Below are 15,382 nucleotides of genomic sequence, written 5' to 3'. Positions count from 1 at the left end.
GAACGTCCCCAACACCGACCCGCTGTACAAGGCGACGATCATCCCGCGTGGCCGGGCGCTGGGCCTGGTGATGTCGCTGCCTGAAGGCGACCGTTACTCCAAGTCCAAGTCGAAGCTGCTGTCGGAGCTGACCATGGCGATGGGCGGCCGCGCGGCGGAGGAAATCATCTTCGGGCCGGACAAGGTGTCCAACGGCGCCGCCGGCGACATCAAGATGGCGACCGATCAGGCGCGGCGGATGGTCACGGAATGGGGCATGTCCGACAAGCTGGGCATGATCGCCTATGGCGACAACAGCCAGGAAGTCTTCCTGGGTCACTCCGTCACCCAGAACAAGAACGTCTCGGAAGCCACCGCTCGGGAAATCGACGCCGAGATCAAGGACATCATCGACCGGTCCTACAACAAGGCGCGGGGACTGCTGACCGAGAACATCGAGGAGCTGCACCGCCTGGCGCGCGGCCTGCTTGAGCATGAGACGCTGTCCGGAGATGAAATCCGGACGGTGCTGCGGGGCGAGCCTGTGATCCGCAAGGTGGTGGACGAGCCGGCGCCGGAGTCGCGCCGGGCCTCGGTGCCGACTTCGGGCGGACGGCCGGTGCCGCAGCCGCCAGGCGGCGCAACGCCGGCGCCGCAGCCGGGTTAGTCCGGCACGCCTCCTTCGTCATGGGGCCCTCCGCCGCCACCATGACGGGGAGACGTGACGGCATCTCCTCCTCCCCTGACGCAGCGCCTTTGCGATAAGCCGGGCCACACCGGCTTATCGCGGCTTGTGCGCCCGCAACGATGTCAGCGAGGCCAGTTCCAGGTTCCTGCCCTCCGGCAGGTTCGTCACCCAGGACCGGCGCAGCATCGGCTCGATCGGTTGCAGAAGGTCCTGGACGGTCATCGACAGAAATTCGGTCCTCGCCGGTTCGGGCAACCCCCGGAACCAACTGTCGAGCATCCATCTCAGCGTCCAGATCGGCCGTCCTTCCGGGGGCACAATGACTTCATCGACCCTCAGCGCCGGCTCGAACAGCGCGCGAAGGCCCTGATGCGTCATGTTGTAGTAATGATGCGGATACCCGTGCAGAGGCTGCAGAAACGGGACATTGCACAGCAGCCTGCCGCCGGGCTTCAGCACGCGCACCATTTCCCGAGCGCAGGCGAACGGGTCCCTCAGGTGCTCCAGGACCGCGATCGAGATGACGGCGTCGAACACGTCATCCTTGAAGGGAAGTTTCTCGCCGATGCCTCGCACGTCGGTCGTATCGTAGTCGATGATCTCGAAGTTCACGACATTCTCGAAATAGACGTCCCGCTGCCCCGCCCCCAGGTCCAAGATGAGGCCTGTCCCGTATTGGGCGATGATCTCCTCGGCGATGGGCGGATACGCGTTCCTGGAACCGGGCACGTCGTCGGAAACCGCGCCCTCCTGCCTGAGATCCTCGGTCAGGAAGTCGTACATGCCGCCTCGCCGCACATGCGGCAGATCGAGGCGCAGGGCCGGACGCAGCCGAACCATCTTGGCCTCGCGCAGCGGCTGCATCGGCGCGGTCACGCGGATGAACCGCCTTTCGCGATGGCCGAAACGGTCGAAATGGTCGCGTCCGCTGGAGAACTGTCCGGCGGCCACCGCCCGCGCGACATCCGGGTTCGCGGCAAGATAGGCGGCGCCGTCGAAATTGTCCGGCGTGGCGGCCTGCCTGACGTCCACGCTGCGCGTCATGGCCGCATCACGCGCCAGCCGGCCATCGCCGGCCGGGTATCGTGCGCATGGCCCGCCCGTCGGCGCCCCCCGGCACCCCCGTTGACCTGCGCCGCAGGTTGCTGCAACGAGGCGTCGTGTACTACCCGCAGAAGCACCTCCTCGCGATCGAGGGGCTGGAACCGCCCGCGATCAGCCATTTGCTGGACCTGGCGGAAAGCTATGTCCTGCTCAACCGATCCGGCAAGACCCAGCGCGACCTGCTGCGGGGCCGCACGCTGATCAACCTGTTCTTCGAGGATTCGACCCGCACGCGCACCAGTTTCGAACTGGCCGGCAAGCGGCTGGGGGCGGACGTGATCAACATGTCCGTCTCGACGTCGTCGGTGAACAAGGGAGAGACGCTGCTGGACACGGCGATGACGCTGAACGCCATGCAGTGCGACCTGCTGGTGGTGCGGCATGACCAGTCCGGCGCGCCGCACCTGCTGGCGCAGAAGGTCGACGCGGCGGTGATCAATGCCGGCGACGGCACGCACGAGCATCCGACCCAAGCGCTGCTGGACGCCCTGACGATCAAGCGGCGGAAGGGTCGCATCTCCGGCCTGACGGTCGCGATCTGCGGCGATATCGCCCATTCGCGCGTGGCCCGGTCCAACATCCATCTGCTGACCACGATGGGCAACCAGGTCCGCGTCATCGGCCCGCCCACGCTGATCCCCCCCGAGGTGACGGAACTCGGCGTCAGCGTCTACCACGACATGGCCCAGGGCCTGGCCGGCGCCGACATCGTGATGATGCTGCGCCTGCAGCGGGAACGGATGAACCGCGGCCAGATTCCCAGCGCGCGGGAGTTCTTCCGGTTCTACGGCCTCGACCACCAAAAGCTGGCGCACGCCAGGTCCGACGTGCTGGTCATGCACCCGGGCCCGATGAACCGCGGCGTGGAGATCGACAGCGCCGTCGCCGACGACCCGGTTCGCAGCGTGATCGGAGAGCAGGTGGAGATGGGCGTCGCCGTGCGCATGGCGGTGCTGGATACGCTGTCCCGGGGACCTGGCCGCAATGAACCCTGACACGCTGTTCCGCGGCGCCCGCATCCTGGGCGATGGCGTGGACGTCGTTGGCGACCTGCTCGTCCGCGATGGGTCGATCGCGGATTTCGGTCCCTCGCTGGGCCGCCCCGATTCGGCCGACGTCGTCGAGGCCGAGGGCGCCGTCCTCTGCCCCGGCTTGGTCGATATGCGCGCGGCCTTGGGGGAACCCGGCTATGAGTACCGGGAGACGATCGCCTCGGCGGCCGAGGCTGCGGCGGCCGGCGGCATCACCACCCTGGCCGCGCTGCCCGACACGCAACCCGCAATCGATGACCCCGCGCTGGTGCATCTGCTGCGGACGCGCGGGGTGGAGACGGGCAGCCTGTCGATCCTGCCGTACGGCGCCGTGACCCGCGGCTGCCGGGGCGAGGAGATGGCCGAGTTGGGACTGCTGCGGGAAGCGGGGGCAGTGGCGTTCACGGACGGGTCGCGCGCCGTGGGTCCGGCCCGCCTCATGCGCCTCGCGCTCTCCTACGCCCGGGGCTTCGACGCTCGGATCGTACAGCACCCCGAGGATCCGTCCCTGGCTGCCGGCGGGTCGGCGACGGAATCGGAACAGGCCACTCGGCTGGGCCTGCCATCGATCCCGGCGGCGGCGGAGGCCATCATCGTGGCCCGCGACATCCGGCTGGCGGAGCTGACCGGAGGCGCCGTTCATTTCGCGCACGTTTCCACCGGCGAGGCGCTGGCCCTGATTCGCCGCGCGAAGGATGCCGGGCTATCCGTTACATGTGATACGGCACCACCTTATTTCGATTTGAACGAAACGACCATCGGCACGTTTCGCACCTATGCGAAACTGTCGCCGCCCCTGCGCAAGGAAGCCGATCGGCAGGCGGTGGTCGCGGCGCTGGCGGACGGTACGATCGACGCGATTGCGTCCGACCACCAGCCCCGCGACGCCGACGACAAGCGGCTGCCGTTCGCACAGGCGGCGGCGGGCGGATGCGGCCTCGCCACGCTGCTGGGGGTGACGCTGGCGCAGGTGCATAACGGATCGCTGCCGATGGCGCAGGCGATCACGTTGCTGACGTCACGACCGGCGGCGCTTCTCGGGTCGGCGGCCGGACGGATCGCCAAGGACGCGCCCGCCGATCTCTGTCTGTTCGAGCCGGATCGGATCTGGAAGGTGGAGGCCGGCAAACTCCCTGGCAAGGCGCAGAACTCGCCGTTCGACGGCAGGGCGCTGGAGGGCGTGGTCATCGGTACCTGGAAATCCGGCAAGCGGGTCTTCGGCTAGGAATGCGCGGCCTCGCCGCACTCGCCATCGTGGCATCCGTCGCCGGATGCGCGCGCACCGTTACCCCTGTCGCTTGCCCGGCCGGGATGGGGGCGCCCACGATTATCTTCACGCTGTATTTCGGCCAATCGATTCCTGGCAGCCATGACGTCACCGAGGCGCAGTGGCGGCATTTCCTCGACACCACGGTCACACCGAACCTACCCAACGGGTACACGGTATGGGACGCACACGGGGCGTGGATGAACCCGATGACGCGGAAGACCATCCAGGAAGCGACGAAGGTTCTGGCGGTGGCGCTACCGGTCAGCCAAGCCAGTCTGGCGTCGGTGAACCGGGTGCGAGAAGCGTACCAGGTACAGTTTCATCAGCAACTGGTTGGCATGACCACGGAACAGGCCTGCGGGACGTTCTGATACTGACGGTTGACAGGGTGCCGTCGTCAGGGCGGCCGACGTTGCCGCCATCATGCCTTACACCTGCATCGATGCTGCCATGCGCGGATAGCGGGCCTTGAGGAAGGGGCAACGACGGAGCCGGACGGCATGTCGGCAACAGTGTTCCAAAGAAAAAGGGCGCCCGAAGGCGCCCTCGTTCTTTCCCGGTTTCCCAGGCTTACTTCAAGATGATTTCCACGCGCCGGTTCTGCGGCTCACGCACGCCCGGGCCCGTCGGGACCAGCAGGTGGGTTTCGCCGAAGCCCTGGATGGAGATCACGTTCTTCGGAACGCCATCCTTGACCAGTTCCGCAGCAACCACGTTGGCGCGACGGAGCGAGAGGCCCATGTTGTACTTCGGCGTGCCGGAGGTGTCGGTGTAGCCGTTGACCTCGATCTGGGTGGTCTGGACCTTTGTCGACGCCTGAGCCGCCTCGGCCACGATCTGCCGAGCACGGTCGGTCAGGACGGCCTTATCCCAGTCGAAGAAGACGAGGTAAGAACGCGAGACCGGGGAAGCCGGCACCGGAGCAGGGGCCGGAGCCGGGGCCGGAGGGGGAGCCGCACCGAAGGCGTACCGGACGCCGAACATGACGGCGTGGTTGTAGTTGTCTTCCATCTTGACGGAGACCGGGATAGCGCCGGGGTTCGCGACGCCGCCATAGGTGCGGTCGCCGGCCAGACCCAGGAACCGGTATTCACCCGTCACAGCCAAGCCAGGGACGCCCGGGACCGGGAACGCCGCACCGATGATGGCTTGGTACGCGAACGAACCCTTCGTGTTCGTGTTCGTGGTGATGGTCGTGCCGCCGGCCGTCGCATGCAGGTTACGATCCTGCACGTCCATGTAGCCGACGCCGACGCCGACATACGGCGTCACGTAGGGGACCATGTCCACGAAGTCATACAGGACGTTGACCATCCCGCCGAACTTCTGCTCCTGGCCGCCGTAGCCCGTCCCGCTGAAGGAGTTGTAGCGGTAGTCGCCCTCGATTTCAGCCCGCAGACCGTTGCCGAAGCCGTAACCCAGGCTCACGACCAGCCCCGGACCAGCCGAAGTGCCCAGATCCTTGCTGAACGAACCCAGAGGGGACGTCGCGGTCGCGTGTTCCGACTGCATAAAGTTGACGCCGAGACCGCCACCTACATACAGGCCATCAATCGCTTGCGCGTTGGCCGCTACCGGCAGCGCCAAAAGTGTGGCTGCCGCCAAAGTCATGCGGAAGTTCATTAAACCTCTCCTTGCCTTACGCAACCGGGCGGGGACCTCCCCCCCTTCAGAAACAACCGGCCCGCTTCATTTGCTTCAACACCATAGCGATCCGCATCGTCAATGACGAGAGGTTGGATGCTGAACGCGCAACACTGTGGCTGACAAGCAACACGGACCAGGTTGGACTTGTGGCGGAAGAGAGCAGGAGTCGAACCTGCCCGGGACTGCTCAGCGGCCCCAACCGGGTTTGAAGTCCGGCCGGCCCACCGGGGCCGCGTCTCCTCCATTACGGAGTATCGCCGGTCGCCGCGATCTGGGCAATGAAGGGCGCCTCGTCCGCCGCTTCCAGGCAGCGGCAGTCCAGGAACAGCCGGCCCTGCGTCACCCGGCCGATCACCGGCCGCGGCAAGCGGCGCAGGCTGGCGGCGACTTGTTCCAGGCCGCGCCCGCCGATCGTCACCGCCGCCGAGGGCAGCAGATCGATCGGCAACGCCCCCGATCCGATTTGACTGCGGCATGGCTCGACGCGGACTTCACGATCCGGCAACCACGCCGCAAGGGCGGGGAGGATATGCGCCGCGGTGGCTTTGATCGCGTCCGCGGAACGGGTCAGCAGGCGCAGCGACGGCAGGGTTTCGGACAATCGGTCCGGATTTAGATAGAGCCTGAGAACCGCCTCCAGGGCGGCCAAGCGGCCTTTGTCGAGGCGCAGCGCCCGTTTCAGGGGGTTGCGGTTCAGCTTTTCAATCACTTTTTTTTGACCAATGATCAACCCCGCCTGGGGGCCACCCAGCAATTTGTCGCCGGAAAACGTAACGATATCCGCCCCGGCGGCCAGCGCTTCCCGCGGGGTCGTCTCATGCGGCAGACCCCAGCGAGTCAGGTCCACAAGGCTGCCGCTGCCCAGGTCATCGATCAGCGGGAGATCCGATTCACGAGCGATCCGACTCAGTTCTTCCGTCGGCACCGCGGCGGTGAAGCCGACAATGGCGTAGTTCGCCTGGTGGACGCGCATCAGCGCGCCGGTCGCCGAACCGATCGCGGCGCGGTAGTCACGAGGATGCGTGCGGTTCGTCGTCCCTACCTCCCGCAACGTGGCACCCGAGCGGCCGATGATGTCGGGGACGCGGAAAGCGCCGCCGATCTCGATCAACTCGCCGCGGGACACCAGAACCTCGCGCCCCGATGCAAGGGTGTTCAGCGCCAGCACGACGGCGGCGGCGTTGTTGTTGACCACGGTCGCGGCCTCGGCGCCCGTCAGGTCGCACAGCAGGCTTTCGATATGGCTGTCTCGTTCCCCACGCTCGCCGCGATCGAGGTCGTATTCCAGCGTGGTGGCGCTCGCCAGTGCCTCCGCCGCCGCTGCCGCCGCCTCCCGCGGCAGCGGCGCTCGGCCCAGGTTGGTGTGGAGCACCGTGCCCGTCAGGTTGAACACCGGGCGTTGCGACGCCGCGAACCGGGCAGCCAGCCGGTCCGCCGTTTCGTCGATGATTGCGCCAAGGGGGGGCGCGTTTGCGGGGACGGTCCCGTTCGGGCCCCCTCGACCGAGCCGCTCGCGATGCGTTGCCAGGCATGCACGCAGCGCATCGGTGACCGCCGCCCTCCCGAACCGTGCAATCAGGACGGCGGCGTCCGGTGCACGCAACAGCGCGTCGACCGACGGAAGCGGGCTGGCATGAGGCACGCTGATCTCCTGGCTGAAACGCGCTTCCCTACCGCACATCGCGGCATCGCGGGAGCCGTGCGGGGAAGTCTCTACAACCGGCACCAAGAAGTTCGTTACGATTCCATCTTCCCAATCATGTTATTTGCGGAAATATCAGTATTTTCGCATTGCTACCGGTGATTGTAAGGAGCATCGTCCGCGGCGGATTTTGGTTTCAGATGACTCGAATGCCTGGCCGCCCCGAGGCTTGAGGCATCGGAATGGACACGCGGCACCCGCCCCGGTCGCAAGGTCCGGGGCATGCCGACAGCAGGAACGCCCGGGACCCGGGCGTCGGGCGGAAAGGGGTTGCAGGTCTTGGATCAGCACCGACGGCGTACGGGCAGCGTAACGCGACGCCCGAAACGGACAGACGAGGCCCTCCCGACCAACACGGCCAGTCCGAGGCCGCTCGCATGGCGATCGCGCTGACCTCAACGATGCTCCGGGGCGGTGCTCCGGCTGGCAGCAAAGCCCGCGGTGGCCGCTGGGTCATTCCCGTCATCCTGATGCAGGCGCTCTGCACGACCGCGATCATCCCGATTTCCAGCCTGCCGGGTCCCGAACTGCCGGCGCTGACGCCGTTCTTCCTGTCTGGCATCCTGACGACGGAACTGGCGACGAGCTTCCTTCTGTTCGCCTGGTTCCACGACATCCGGACCTGGCCGCTGCTGCTGATCGCCTCGGCTTACCTGTTCTCCGCCCTGCTGCTGACCGACTACCTGCTGACGTTCCCGTCGGCGATCGTGCCGGGCAAGGCGTTCGTCGGCGGTCCCCAGGCGGCGGCTTGGGTCTTCGTCATCTGGACGATCGGTTTCGCCGGCCTGGCGCTGGCGGCCGCGGCGCTGCAATGGCGCGGCGCCACCCAGGCGTTGGATCCGGTGCGGGCGACCGCTGCGACCGGCAAGGCGATCGGCGCGGCCGCCGCGGTCGCGTTGCTGACGCTGCTGGCAGCGGCGTTCGAGGACGATCTGCCGACGCTGATGGCCGGTCCCTTCTTCACGCTGCTGGACCAGGTCCTGACGGCGTTCGGTTTGATGCTGCTGTTGTTCGGGACCGCCATCATCCTGCTGCATCTCCGCGGCCAGAACGAACTGTTCGCCTGGCTGGCCGTCGTTCTGGTCGGGATGTTCTGCGCCGGACTGCTGACTGCCCTGGGCGGGGCGCGCTACACGATCGGCTGGTCGGCGGCGCGGCTGTCCTGGGTCGTGTCCGGCTCCGTCATGTTCCTGTTCTTCGTCCGCCAGTTCGTCCGCCGCCAGCACGTCCTGGTGGACGCACGGCAGGCGCTGGAGGACGCGGTCGCGCAGCGCACCGCTGACCTGACGGACGCGATCCGCCAGCGCGACCTGCTGCTGCGGGAGGTGTATCATCGCGTCAAAAACAACCTCCAGGTCGTCGACGCCCTGATCGCCCTGGAGTTCCCCCGCTTTCGGGATCCCGCCGCTCGGGAGGCGCTGACGGAGTTGCGCAACCGCGTCTTCGCGCTGGGCCTGGTGCATCAGCAATTCATGTCGTCGGAGGGTCTTGTCACCTTCCCTGCCGCGCCCTTCCTGCGCGAACTTTGCGATCATGTCTCGACGTCCTTGGACGTGGCGGAGCGCGGCATCCGGCTGGATGTCGACGTGGCGCCGATCAAGGTGAACCTGGACTTCGCGATTCCGGTCGGCCTGCTGACGACCACGCTGCTGTCGAACGCGGCGCGGCGGGCGGGGACGACGGCCGTGCGCGTGTCGTTCCAGCGCGGCGCGCCCGGCGAGGCGATCCTGGCCGTCGAAGACGACGGCGCCGCCGCCGCGATCGGGACCTCCGCTGACGACCCTGCTGAGAACCCCCCTGACGATCCTTTGGGGGGTTCTTCCGGCGCCCGCATCGTCCAGGGCCTGACCCGGCAGCTGGAGGGCAGGATCGACGTCAGCCAGGATGACGGCGTGCGGGTGCGGCTTCATTTGCCCTTGCCGGACATCGCGGCATGAAACCGGACGGCGGCATCCTGGTGGTCGACGACGAGTTCCTGATCGCCGATCTGCTGAGCGCGATGCTGGAGGAGATGGGGCTGGATGTCTGCGGCAGCGCGGCCAGCGCCGAGGAAGCGGTGGCGGCGGTGCGCCGGCACGAACCCGGACTGGTACTGATGGACGTGCGGCTTAGGGGCGCTCGGGACGGGGTGGACGCGGCAGCGGAGATCAATGCCATCAGTTCCGTTCCGATCATCTTCATCACCGGGTCGCGGGAGCGGGAAACCGTGGAGCGGATCGAGGCGATCCGGCGCGGGTCGGTGCTGTTCAAGCCGGTGCGCTTCGATCAGTTGCAGCGGGAAGTGCTCCGGGCAATCGCCGCCTGACGGAAGCGAGACGAACGGGAGCGAGACGGGCGGTAGCGAAACGGGCGGCAGCGAAACGGGCGGCAGCGAGAAGTTTGTTGCCTCGGATGTATGGTTTTGTTAGAACATATAGGGAACTTATTTGGAGAGACCGCATGGACGACGACGACCTGCCGCGCATGCACGCATTCGACCGCGTGCCGATCCGCGCAGTGCTGATCCCGGAGGGAGAGGATGCGCAAGTCGCGGTACCTGCCTCGGACATCCTGGAACCGGTGGTGATCCCGGTGGCGATCGACGGCGACGAGACAGTCGGCATGGGCGACTGGTTCACCCCGCACGTGACGGCGGTCTTTGAACCCGACGGCGCCGAGGACCACGACCAGGATCAGGATCAGGCGTGGGAAGCATTCCGGCAGGCATACGGGACGCCGTCGGCGGACGAGTCAGGGGAGGATGACGACGTGGCGTAGGGGATCGACAGGACGTGTCTGCGGTCCTGAGCGCCGCATCGGCCCTACACTGCGTGAATACCCGCCTCCCGCGGCCAGAACCGCAGCGCCCGGCACTTGCCCAGGAATGCGCTGGCGTCTGCCGCCGACGCCAGCGTCATGACGCCGTCATCCGGTTCCGTCACGCCGGCCCTCTGAAGCAGCGGCGCCGCGGCTTGGGTGTATCCGATGAACTTGGCATGGGCGAAGGCGTCGGCGACGAAATCGCGGGCCGTGGCCTCCTGGACCAGCATCCGCGCGCCTTGTTCCGACACCACCACAGCCACGGCGTCGTACAGCACGGACGGGCCGCCGTTCACCTTTTGCTGGGCTGCGTGTTTCTTCCCCTTGCTGTCGGTGACGCCGGCCACCGTCGGCGCAATCAGCTCGACCGCCGCACCCTCGGCCTCCGCGGCCTTCATCAATGCCGTCAGCACCGTGGCGTCCGCCCCGTCGCTGGCGAGGATCCCCACCTTGCGGCCTCGGAACGTGTCTTTCCCGTTGGCGATGATGCTCAATGCCGGCGAGGGGGGCAGGTCCGCGATCACCGGCCGCGCGGGGGGCGCGGCCTTGGGCATCTCGGTCAGGCCCAGCCCCTCGGCGACGCCCTGAGCGAGGGTTTCATCCACGTTCAGCAGGTGTGAAACGACCCGCGCACGGATTGCCGGCTCATCCACCTTGCTGAGTTCGAAGACGAACGCGTCCTTGATGTGGGTCCGCTCGATCTCGGTCTGGCTCCGATAGAACTGGCGCGCCTGGGAGTAATGATCGGCGAAGCGTTCCCCACGGACACGTTGCTTTTCGCCGCCTTCCGCCGCGGCGAAGGTCTGGAAGCCGCGGTCCGGCGACTCGCGCGGGCCGCCGGCGGCGGCGCCCCAGGAGTTCGGTTCGTAATTCGCTCGCCCTTTCGGATTTTGCATCGCCATGTGCCCGTCCTGCTGGAACGAATGGAACGGACATTTCGGCGCGTTGATGGGAAGATAGGTGAAATTCGGCCCACCCAGCCGCTTGAGCTGCGTGTCGAGATAGGAGAAATTCCGCCCCTGCAACAGCGGATCGTTGGTGAAGTCGACACCCGGCACGATGTTCTGGGTGCAGAACGCCACTTGTTCCGTCTCGGCGAAGAAATTGTCGACCATGCGGTCGAGCACGAGGCGGCCAACCCGGCGGATCGGGATCACGTCCTCGGGGATGATCTTCGTCGCGTCGAGGACATCGAAGTCGAACCTGTCGGCGAACGCGTCGTCAAACAGTTGCAGGCCCAACTCCCATTCAGGGAAGTTGCCGGACTGGATCGCGTTCCACAAGTCGCGCCTGTGGAAATCCGGGTCGGCGCCGTTGATCTTCAAGGCCTCGTTCCAGACCACCGACTGCATCCCCAGCTTTGGTTTCCAATGGAACTTGACATAGGTGGACTTGCCCTTGGCATTGACAAGCCGGAACGTATGGACGCCGAACCCCTCCATGAACCGGAACGAACGCGGGATCGCGCGGTCCGACATGATCCACATCAGCATATGGGTCGATTCCGGCGTCAGCGAGGCAAAATCCCAGAAATTGTCGTGGGCAGTCTGCGCCTGCGGGAAATCGCGGTCCGGCTCCTGCTTCGCCGCGTGGATCAGGTCAGGAAACTTGATGGCATCCTGGATGAAGAACACCGGGATGTTGTTCCCGACGATATCCCAGTTGCCTTCCTTGGTATAAAGCTTCACAGCGAAGCCGCGGACATCCCGCGCCAGGTCCGCGGACCCTTTATTGCCGGCGACCGTCGAGAACCTCACGAAAGCCGGCGTTTTCTCTCCAACCCTTTGAAACACATCCGCTCGGGTTACATCGCCCAAGGTCTCTGTCGTTTCGAAATAGCCATGAGCGCCGTAGCCCCGAGCGTGAACGACCCGTTCGGGAATTCGCTCGTGATCGAAATGGAATATTTTTTCACGGAAATGGAAGTCTTCCAGCAGGGTGGCGCCCCGTGGCCCAGTCTTCAACGAATTCTGATCATCCGCGACAGGCACGCCCTGCAGCGTGGTCAGCGTGGGAACGCCCGCGCCCGCGACCTGATGGGTTTCGCCGCCTTGGCCACGCCTGATCTCGGCATCGGCGAGACGGACGGATAAGGGTTTCGACGCCATGAGGGGCCTCCGCGCAAAGGATCATCCCCCAACGCAGGCCCCTCCTGGTTCGTTCAAACACATTTCCGATCAGAAAAGACCGCCCCGCGCGGCGACGGGCCACAGGCACTCCACCCGGCCGTTGCGCACGCCGACATACCAATCGAAACGATCGACGGTCGGGTCGCAATGCCCCGGCACCAGCCGCAGCTTCTCCCCCAGCTTCGGCACGGCGGTCTCGCTGCCGACGGTGAGCTTGCCATGTTCGTCCGAGGCGCCGACATAACGGATGTCCGGCCGCTGCCAAACCGTCGGCATGCCGGAATCGACCGAGACGGCCTTGTGCCCGGCGTCGAGCACCGCGATCCCCGGCTGGCTCGCGCTCATGACGGTGGCCAGCACGAACAGGGAATGGCGGAACGTCGCGACGGGCGCGCCGGCCTCATCGAGGTTCCGAGCGTAGTCGGCGTCCATGAAGACATAGCTGCCGGCCTGGATCTCGTTATAGATGCCGGAGGCCGATTCGATCTCGAACGTGCCGGTGCCGGCGCCGCCGACGATCGCGCAGTCCAGGCCTTGCTGGCGCAGTTGCTCGACCGTGCGGCGGGAAGCGTCGATGGCCCCGCCGATCAGGGCGCGCCGCTCCTCCGGCGTGCGCTTGTGCTGGGCACTGCCGTGATAGGCCTGCAGGCCGCCGAAGATCAGGTGCCTGGAACCGGCGATCCGCTGCGCCAGCGCCACCGCGTCCGGCCCTGGCGTCACGCCGCAGCGTGCGGCGCCGACATCGATCTCCACCAGCACGGTCATGCGGACACCAGCGGCTTCGGCCGCCGCCTCGATGGCCGAGACCTGTGCCGCATCGTCGGCGCAGACGGCGACCTTGGCGATGCGCGCCAGGCCGCAGAGCCGGGCGAGCTTGCTGGCACCGACGATTTCGTTGGAGACGAGGATGTCGGGGATGCCGCCCCAGGCCAGCACCTCGGCTTCCGCGACCTTCTGCGTGCAGTTGCCGACGGCGCCGCGCGCCATCTGCAGCTTGGCGATCACCGGCGATTTGTGGGTCTTGGCGTGCGCCCGCAGCTTCGCCCCGGTCGGCGCCAGCTTCGCCGCCATCGTGTCAAGGTTGTACTCGAAGGCGTCGAGGTCGATGACCAGTGCGGGCGTGTCGATCTCGTCTTCGCGCATGCCGGGGATGGCGGGGGGCGGTTGCAGCATGTCGTGTGTCCTTGGGTGATCGGGCGCACTCTTGCCGGTTGGTTCGGCGAGGGCAAGCGGGGAGCGAAGGCGGCCAAATTAAAGGAAGCCGCCGCCTGCCTTAACGGGCTCCGACCTGTCAGAGCGGGCTTTCGTAAGCCGAACCGCTGGCCGCCCCGTTCCCTCCCCGTCCTGGCTGGTCTAAACCCCGTCGCGGCTTCAGAACGGAGGAAACCGGCCATGTGGGAACCCAGCCGTCGCTATCCCGACCCCAATGTCCAGACCCTGGACCCAGCCTTCAACGCGCTGCGCCTGCCGCTGGCTTCGGTCGAGCAACTCGCCTCCGGCTGCCGTTGGTCCGAGGGCCCCGTCTATTTCGGCGATGGCCGCTACGTGCTGTGGAGCGACATCCCCAACGACCGGATCCTGAAATGGGAGGAGGAAACGGGCGCGGTCAGCGTGTTCCGCAAGACCTCCTGGAACGCCAACGGCAACACCCGCGACCGGCAGGGCCGGCTGGTGACGTGCGAGCATCGCGGCCGGCGCGTCACCCGCACCGAATACGACGGCTCCATCACCGTCCTGATGGACAGCTACCAGGGCAAGACGCTGAATTCTCCCAACGACGTCGTGGTGAAATCCGATGGTTCGATCTGGTTCACCGATCCGGTCTTCGGCATCAGCGGCTATTACGAGGGCGAGAAATTCCCCTCCGAGGTGCCGCCCGCCGTCTGGCGTATCGACGGCCAGACCGGCCAGGCGACGATGATGGCGGACGACATCGACGGGCCGAACGGGTTGGCGTTCTCGCCGGACGAGTCGATCCTGTATGTCGTGGCGTCCCGCGCCTCGCCGAACCGGTTGATCCGAGCATTCGATGTCGTGGATGGGGGGAAGAGGTTGGCGAACAATCGGGTGTTCATCGATGCCGGCCCAGGCACGCCCGACGGGTTCCGCGTTGATATCGACGGCAACCTGTGGTGCGGCTGGGGGATGGGGACCGAGGACCTCGACGGCGTGCGCGTCTTCGACAAGACCGGCAAGCCGATCGGCCATATCGCCCTGCCGGAACGCTGCGCCAACCTGTGCTTCGGTGGACGCCACCGCAACCGGCTGTTCATGGCGGCAAGCCACGGTCTCTATGCGCTGTATGTGAACACGCAAGGCGTGGCCGGGGGCTAACGCGACGATCCACGCCTGACGGCGGCGGCCCACCGGTGCACCGCCCAGGCCACCATCAGGCAGGCCAGCAGCAAGCCGCCCCAAAGCGCCGCCCCGACCCAATCGCCGTTCCGGATCCGATCCAGCGACAGGCCCGCGAATTGCGCAGGGTAGATATGCGCTGGCGCCCAGGCCAGCGCTGAAAGTATGTTGGCCACGAAGAACGCACGCGGTGGCATGTTGGCCATGCCCGCGAACAGCGGTACGTTCGACCGCAGCACCGGGATGAACCGGCACAGCGCCACGCTGGTGACGCCGTAACGGCGGAAGAACCGTTCGGCGCTCTCCAGCAGCCCCGGTCGGCGTGAGAATGGCCAGACGCCACGCAGGCGGCCGCGGAAATGATGGCCAATCCAGTACGACAGCCCGTCGCCGATGACCGCACCCAGGATCGCGGCCAGCACGAACGGCAACATGCCGTGGCCTGTGATCGCCGCCGCCCCGGCGACCGCCATCAGGATCACCGTACCGGGCAGCAATGTGCCGACGACCGCCAGGGCCTCGACGACCGCAGCGGCGAAGACGAGCGCCAGGGCCTCGGTCGGGTTGCCGGCGACCAGTCCGGCAAGCGTATCGATCCAGGACCACATCCGATCACGCCGCCTTTGCCGTCATGCACGCCGCTAGGCTAGCCGATTGCGCGAACCCGGGCGACCATCT

The 15,382-nt window shown here is 66.6% G+C and carries 13 protein-coding genes, 1 tRNA gene and 1 pseudogene; 8 read left to right on the top strand and 7 right to left on the bottom strand.

Annotated elements, in window-relative coordinates; genetic code table 11:
- Nucleotides 1–646: pseudogene (locus tag VHB27_RS02905) on the top strand (cell division protein FtsH); the annotation flags it as partial.
- Nucleotides 647–760: 114 nt separating this feature from the next.
- Here the strand turns inward: VHB27_RS02905 and VHB27_RS02900 are convergent.
- Nucleotides 761–1,711, bottom strand: a complete 951-nt coding sequence (locus tag VHB27_RS02900) for a class I SAM-dependent methyltransferase (RefSeq protein ID WP_325597422.1) — start codon at nucleotides 1,709–1,711, stop codon at nucleotides 761–763.
- A gap of 47 nt (nucleotides 1,712–1,758) precedes the next feature.
- Between VHB27_RS02900 and VHB27_RS02895 the strand changes: the two genes are divergently transcribed.
- The 3 genes from VHB27_RS02895 to VHB27_RS02885 are packed head-to-tail and all read left to right on the top strand — an operon-like array spanning nucleotide 1,759 to nucleotide 4,443.
- Nucleotides 1,759–2,766, top strand: coding sequence for an aspartate carbamoyltransferase catalytic subunit (locus VHB27_RS02895; protein ID WP_408903964.1), 1,008 nt, complete (start codon nucleotides 1,759–1,761; stop codon nucleotides 2,764–2,766).
- Nucleotides 2,756–4,027, top strand: coding sequence for a dihydroorotase (locus tag VHB27_RS02890; protein WP_325597421.1), 1,272 nt, complete (start codon nucleotides 2,756–2,758; stop codon nucleotides 4,025–4,027). The genes VHB27_RS02895 and VHB27_RS02890 overlap by 11 nt, the downstream gene beginning before the upstream one ends.
- Before the next feature lie 2 nt (nucleotides 4,028–4,029).
- The gene (locus tag VHB27_RS02885) at nucleotides 4,030–4,443 is read left to right on the top strand and encodes a DUF3574 domain-containing protein (RefSeq protein WP_325597420.1); all 414 of its coding nucleotides are present in this window, start codon (nucleotides 4,030–4,032) and stop codon (nucleotides 4,441–4,443) included.
- A gap of 199 nt (nucleotides 4,444–4,642) precedes the next feature.
- On the opposite strand, the gene VHB27_RS02880 is transcribed toward VHB27_RS02885, so the two are convergent.
- From VHB27_RS02880 to selA, 3 genes are all read right to left on the bottom strand, one after another.
- Nucleotides 4,643–5,695: an OmpA family protein gene (locus VHB27_RS02880; protein WP_325597419.1), complete on the bottom strand. Its 1,053-nt coding sequence runs from the start codon at nucleotides 5,693–5,695 to the stop codon at nucleotides 4,643–4,645.
- 171 nt (nucleotides 5,696–5,866) lie between these two features.
- Nucleotides 5,867–5,962 (bottom strand) — tRNA-Sec (locus tag VHB27_RS02875).
- A 1-nt stretch (nucleotide 5,963) separates the two neighbouring features.
- Nucleotides 5,964–7,361 carry an L-seryl-tRNA(Sec) selenium transferase gene (selA, locus tag VHB27_RS02870; RefSeq protein WP_325597418.1) on the bottom strand — a complete coding sequence of 466 codons (1,398 nt, stop codon included), beginning with the start codon at nucleotides 7,359–7,361 and terminating at the stop codon, nucleotides 5,964–5,966.
- Between the two features lie 437 nt (nucleotides 7,362–7,798).
- On the opposite strand from selA, the gene VHB27_RS02865 reads away from it, so the two are divergent.
- The 3 genes from VHB27_RS02865 (at nucleotide 7,799) to VHB27_RS02855 (ending at nucleotide 10,178) form a co-directional block, all read left to right on the top strand.
- Complete coding sequence (locus VHB27_RS02865; protein ID WP_325597417.1) at nucleotides 7,799–9,358, top strand: sensor histidine kinase; 1,560 nt, start codon at nucleotides 7,799–7,801, stop codon at nucleotides 9,356–9,358.
- Entirely contained in the window at nucleotides 9,355–9,726 is a 372-nt protein-coding gene (locus VHB27_RS02860) for a response regulator (RefSeq protein ID WP_325597416.1), read from the top strand. Before VHB27_RS02865 ends, VHB27_RS02860 begins: the two co-directional genes overlap by 4 nt.
- A gap of 134 nt (nucleotides 9,727–9,860) precedes the next feature.
- Nucleotides 9,861–10,178: a hypothetical protein gene (locus tag VHB27_RS02855; RefSeq protein WP_325597415.1), complete on the top strand. Its 318-nt coding sequence runs from the start codon at nucleotides 9,861–9,863 to the stop codon at nucleotides 10,176–10,178.
- A 44-nt stretch (nucleotides 10,179–10,222) separates the two neighbouring features.
- On the opposite strand, the gene VHB27_RS02850 is transcribed toward VHB27_RS02855, so the two are convergent.
- Nucleotides 10,223–12,328: a catalase gene (locus tag VHB27_RS02850; RefSeq protein WP_325597414.1), complete on the bottom strand. Its 2,106-nt coding sequence runs from the start codon at nucleotides 12,326–12,328 to the stop codon at nucleotides 10,223–10,225.
- Nucleotides 12,329–12,397: 69 nt separating this feature from the next.
- Nucleotides 12,398–13,522, bottom strand: coding sequence for a DSD1 family PLP-dependent enzyme (locus VHB27_RS02845; protein WP_325597413.1), 1,125 nt, complete (start codon nucleotides 13,520–13,522; stop codon nucleotides 12,398–12,400).
- Between the two features lie 219 nt (nucleotides 13,523–13,741).
- On the opposite strand from VHB27_RS02845, the gene VHB27_RS02840 reads away from it, so the two are divergent.
- Nucleotides 13,742–14,683 (top strand): SMP-30/gluconolactonase/LRE family protein, encoded by a 942-nt coding sequence (locus VHB27_RS02840; protein ID WP_325597412.1) that lies wholly within the window; start codon nucleotides 13,742–13,744, stop codon nucleotides 14,681–14,683.
- Here VHB27_RS02840 and VHB27_RS02835 read toward each other — a convergent pair.
- Nucleotides 14,680–15,312 (bottom strand): DedA family protein, encoded by a 633-nt coding sequence (locus VHB27_RS02835; protein ID WP_325597411.1) that lies wholly within the window; start codon nucleotides 15,310–15,312, stop codon nucleotides 14,680–14,682. The two genes, VHB27_RS02840 and VHB27_RS02835, sit on opposite strands and share 4 nt — an antisense overlap.
- Between the last annotated feature and the right edge of the window lie 70 nt (nucleotides 15,313–15,382).

Origin of the sequence: Rhodopila sp., from assembly GCF_035548235.1 — a bacterium.
In the GTDB taxonomy this organism is placed as follows: Bacteria; Pseudomonadota; Alphaproteobacteria; order Acetobacterales; family Acetobacteraceae; genus Rhodopila.
Note: the sequence above shows the minus strand (reverse complement) of the source record. Positions and strands in the feature narration are given on the sequence as shown.

Coding starts and splice junctions, on each gene's coding strand:
- VHB27_RS02900 (WP_325597422.1), bottom strand. CDS start 1,711: ATGACGCGCAGCGTGGACGTCAGGCAGGCCGCCACGCCGGACAATTTC.
- VHB27_RS02895 (WP_408903964.1), top strand. CDS start 1,759: ATGGCCCGCCCGTCGGCGCCCCCCGGCACCCCCGTTGACCTGCGCCGC.
- VHB27_RS02890 (WP_325597421.1), top strand. CDS start 2,756: ATGAACCCTGACACGCTGTTCCGCGGCGCCCGCATCCTGGGCGATGGC.
- VHB27_RS02885 (WP_325597420.1), top strand. CDS start 4,030: ATGCGCGGCCTCGCCGCACTCGCCATCGTGGCATCCGTCGCCGGATGC.
- VHB27_RS02880 (WP_325597419.1), bottom strand. CDS start 5,695: ATGAACTTCCGCATGACTTTGGCGGCAGCCACACTTTTGGCGCTGCCG.
- VHB27_RS02865 (WP_325597417.1), top strand. CDS start 7,799: ATGGCGATCGCGCTGACCTCAACGATGCTCCGGGGCGGTGCTCCGGCT.
- VHB27_RS02860 (WP_325597416.1), top strand. CDS start 9,355: ATGAAACCGGACGGCGGCATCCTGGTGGTCGACGACGAGTTCCTGATC.
- VHB27_RS02855 (WP_325597415.1), top strand. CDS start 9,861: ATGGACGACGACGACCTGCCGCGCATGCACGCATTCGACCGCGTGCCG.
- VHB27_RS02850 (WP_325597414.1), bottom strand. CDS start 12,328: ATGGCGTCGAAACCCTTATCCGTCCGTCTCGCCGATGCCGAGATCAGG.
- VHB27_RS02845 (WP_325597413.1), bottom strand. CDS start 13,522: ATGCTGCAACCGCCCCCCGCCATCCCCGGCATGCGCGAAGACGAGATC.
- VHB27_RS02840 (WP_325597412.1), top strand. CDS start 13,742: ATGTGGGAACCCAGCCGTCGCTATCCCGACCCCAATGTCCAGACCCTG.
- VHB27_RS02835 (WP_325597411.1), bottom strand. CDS start 15,312: ATGTGGTCCTGGATCGATACGCTTGCCGGACTGGTCGCCGGCAACCCG.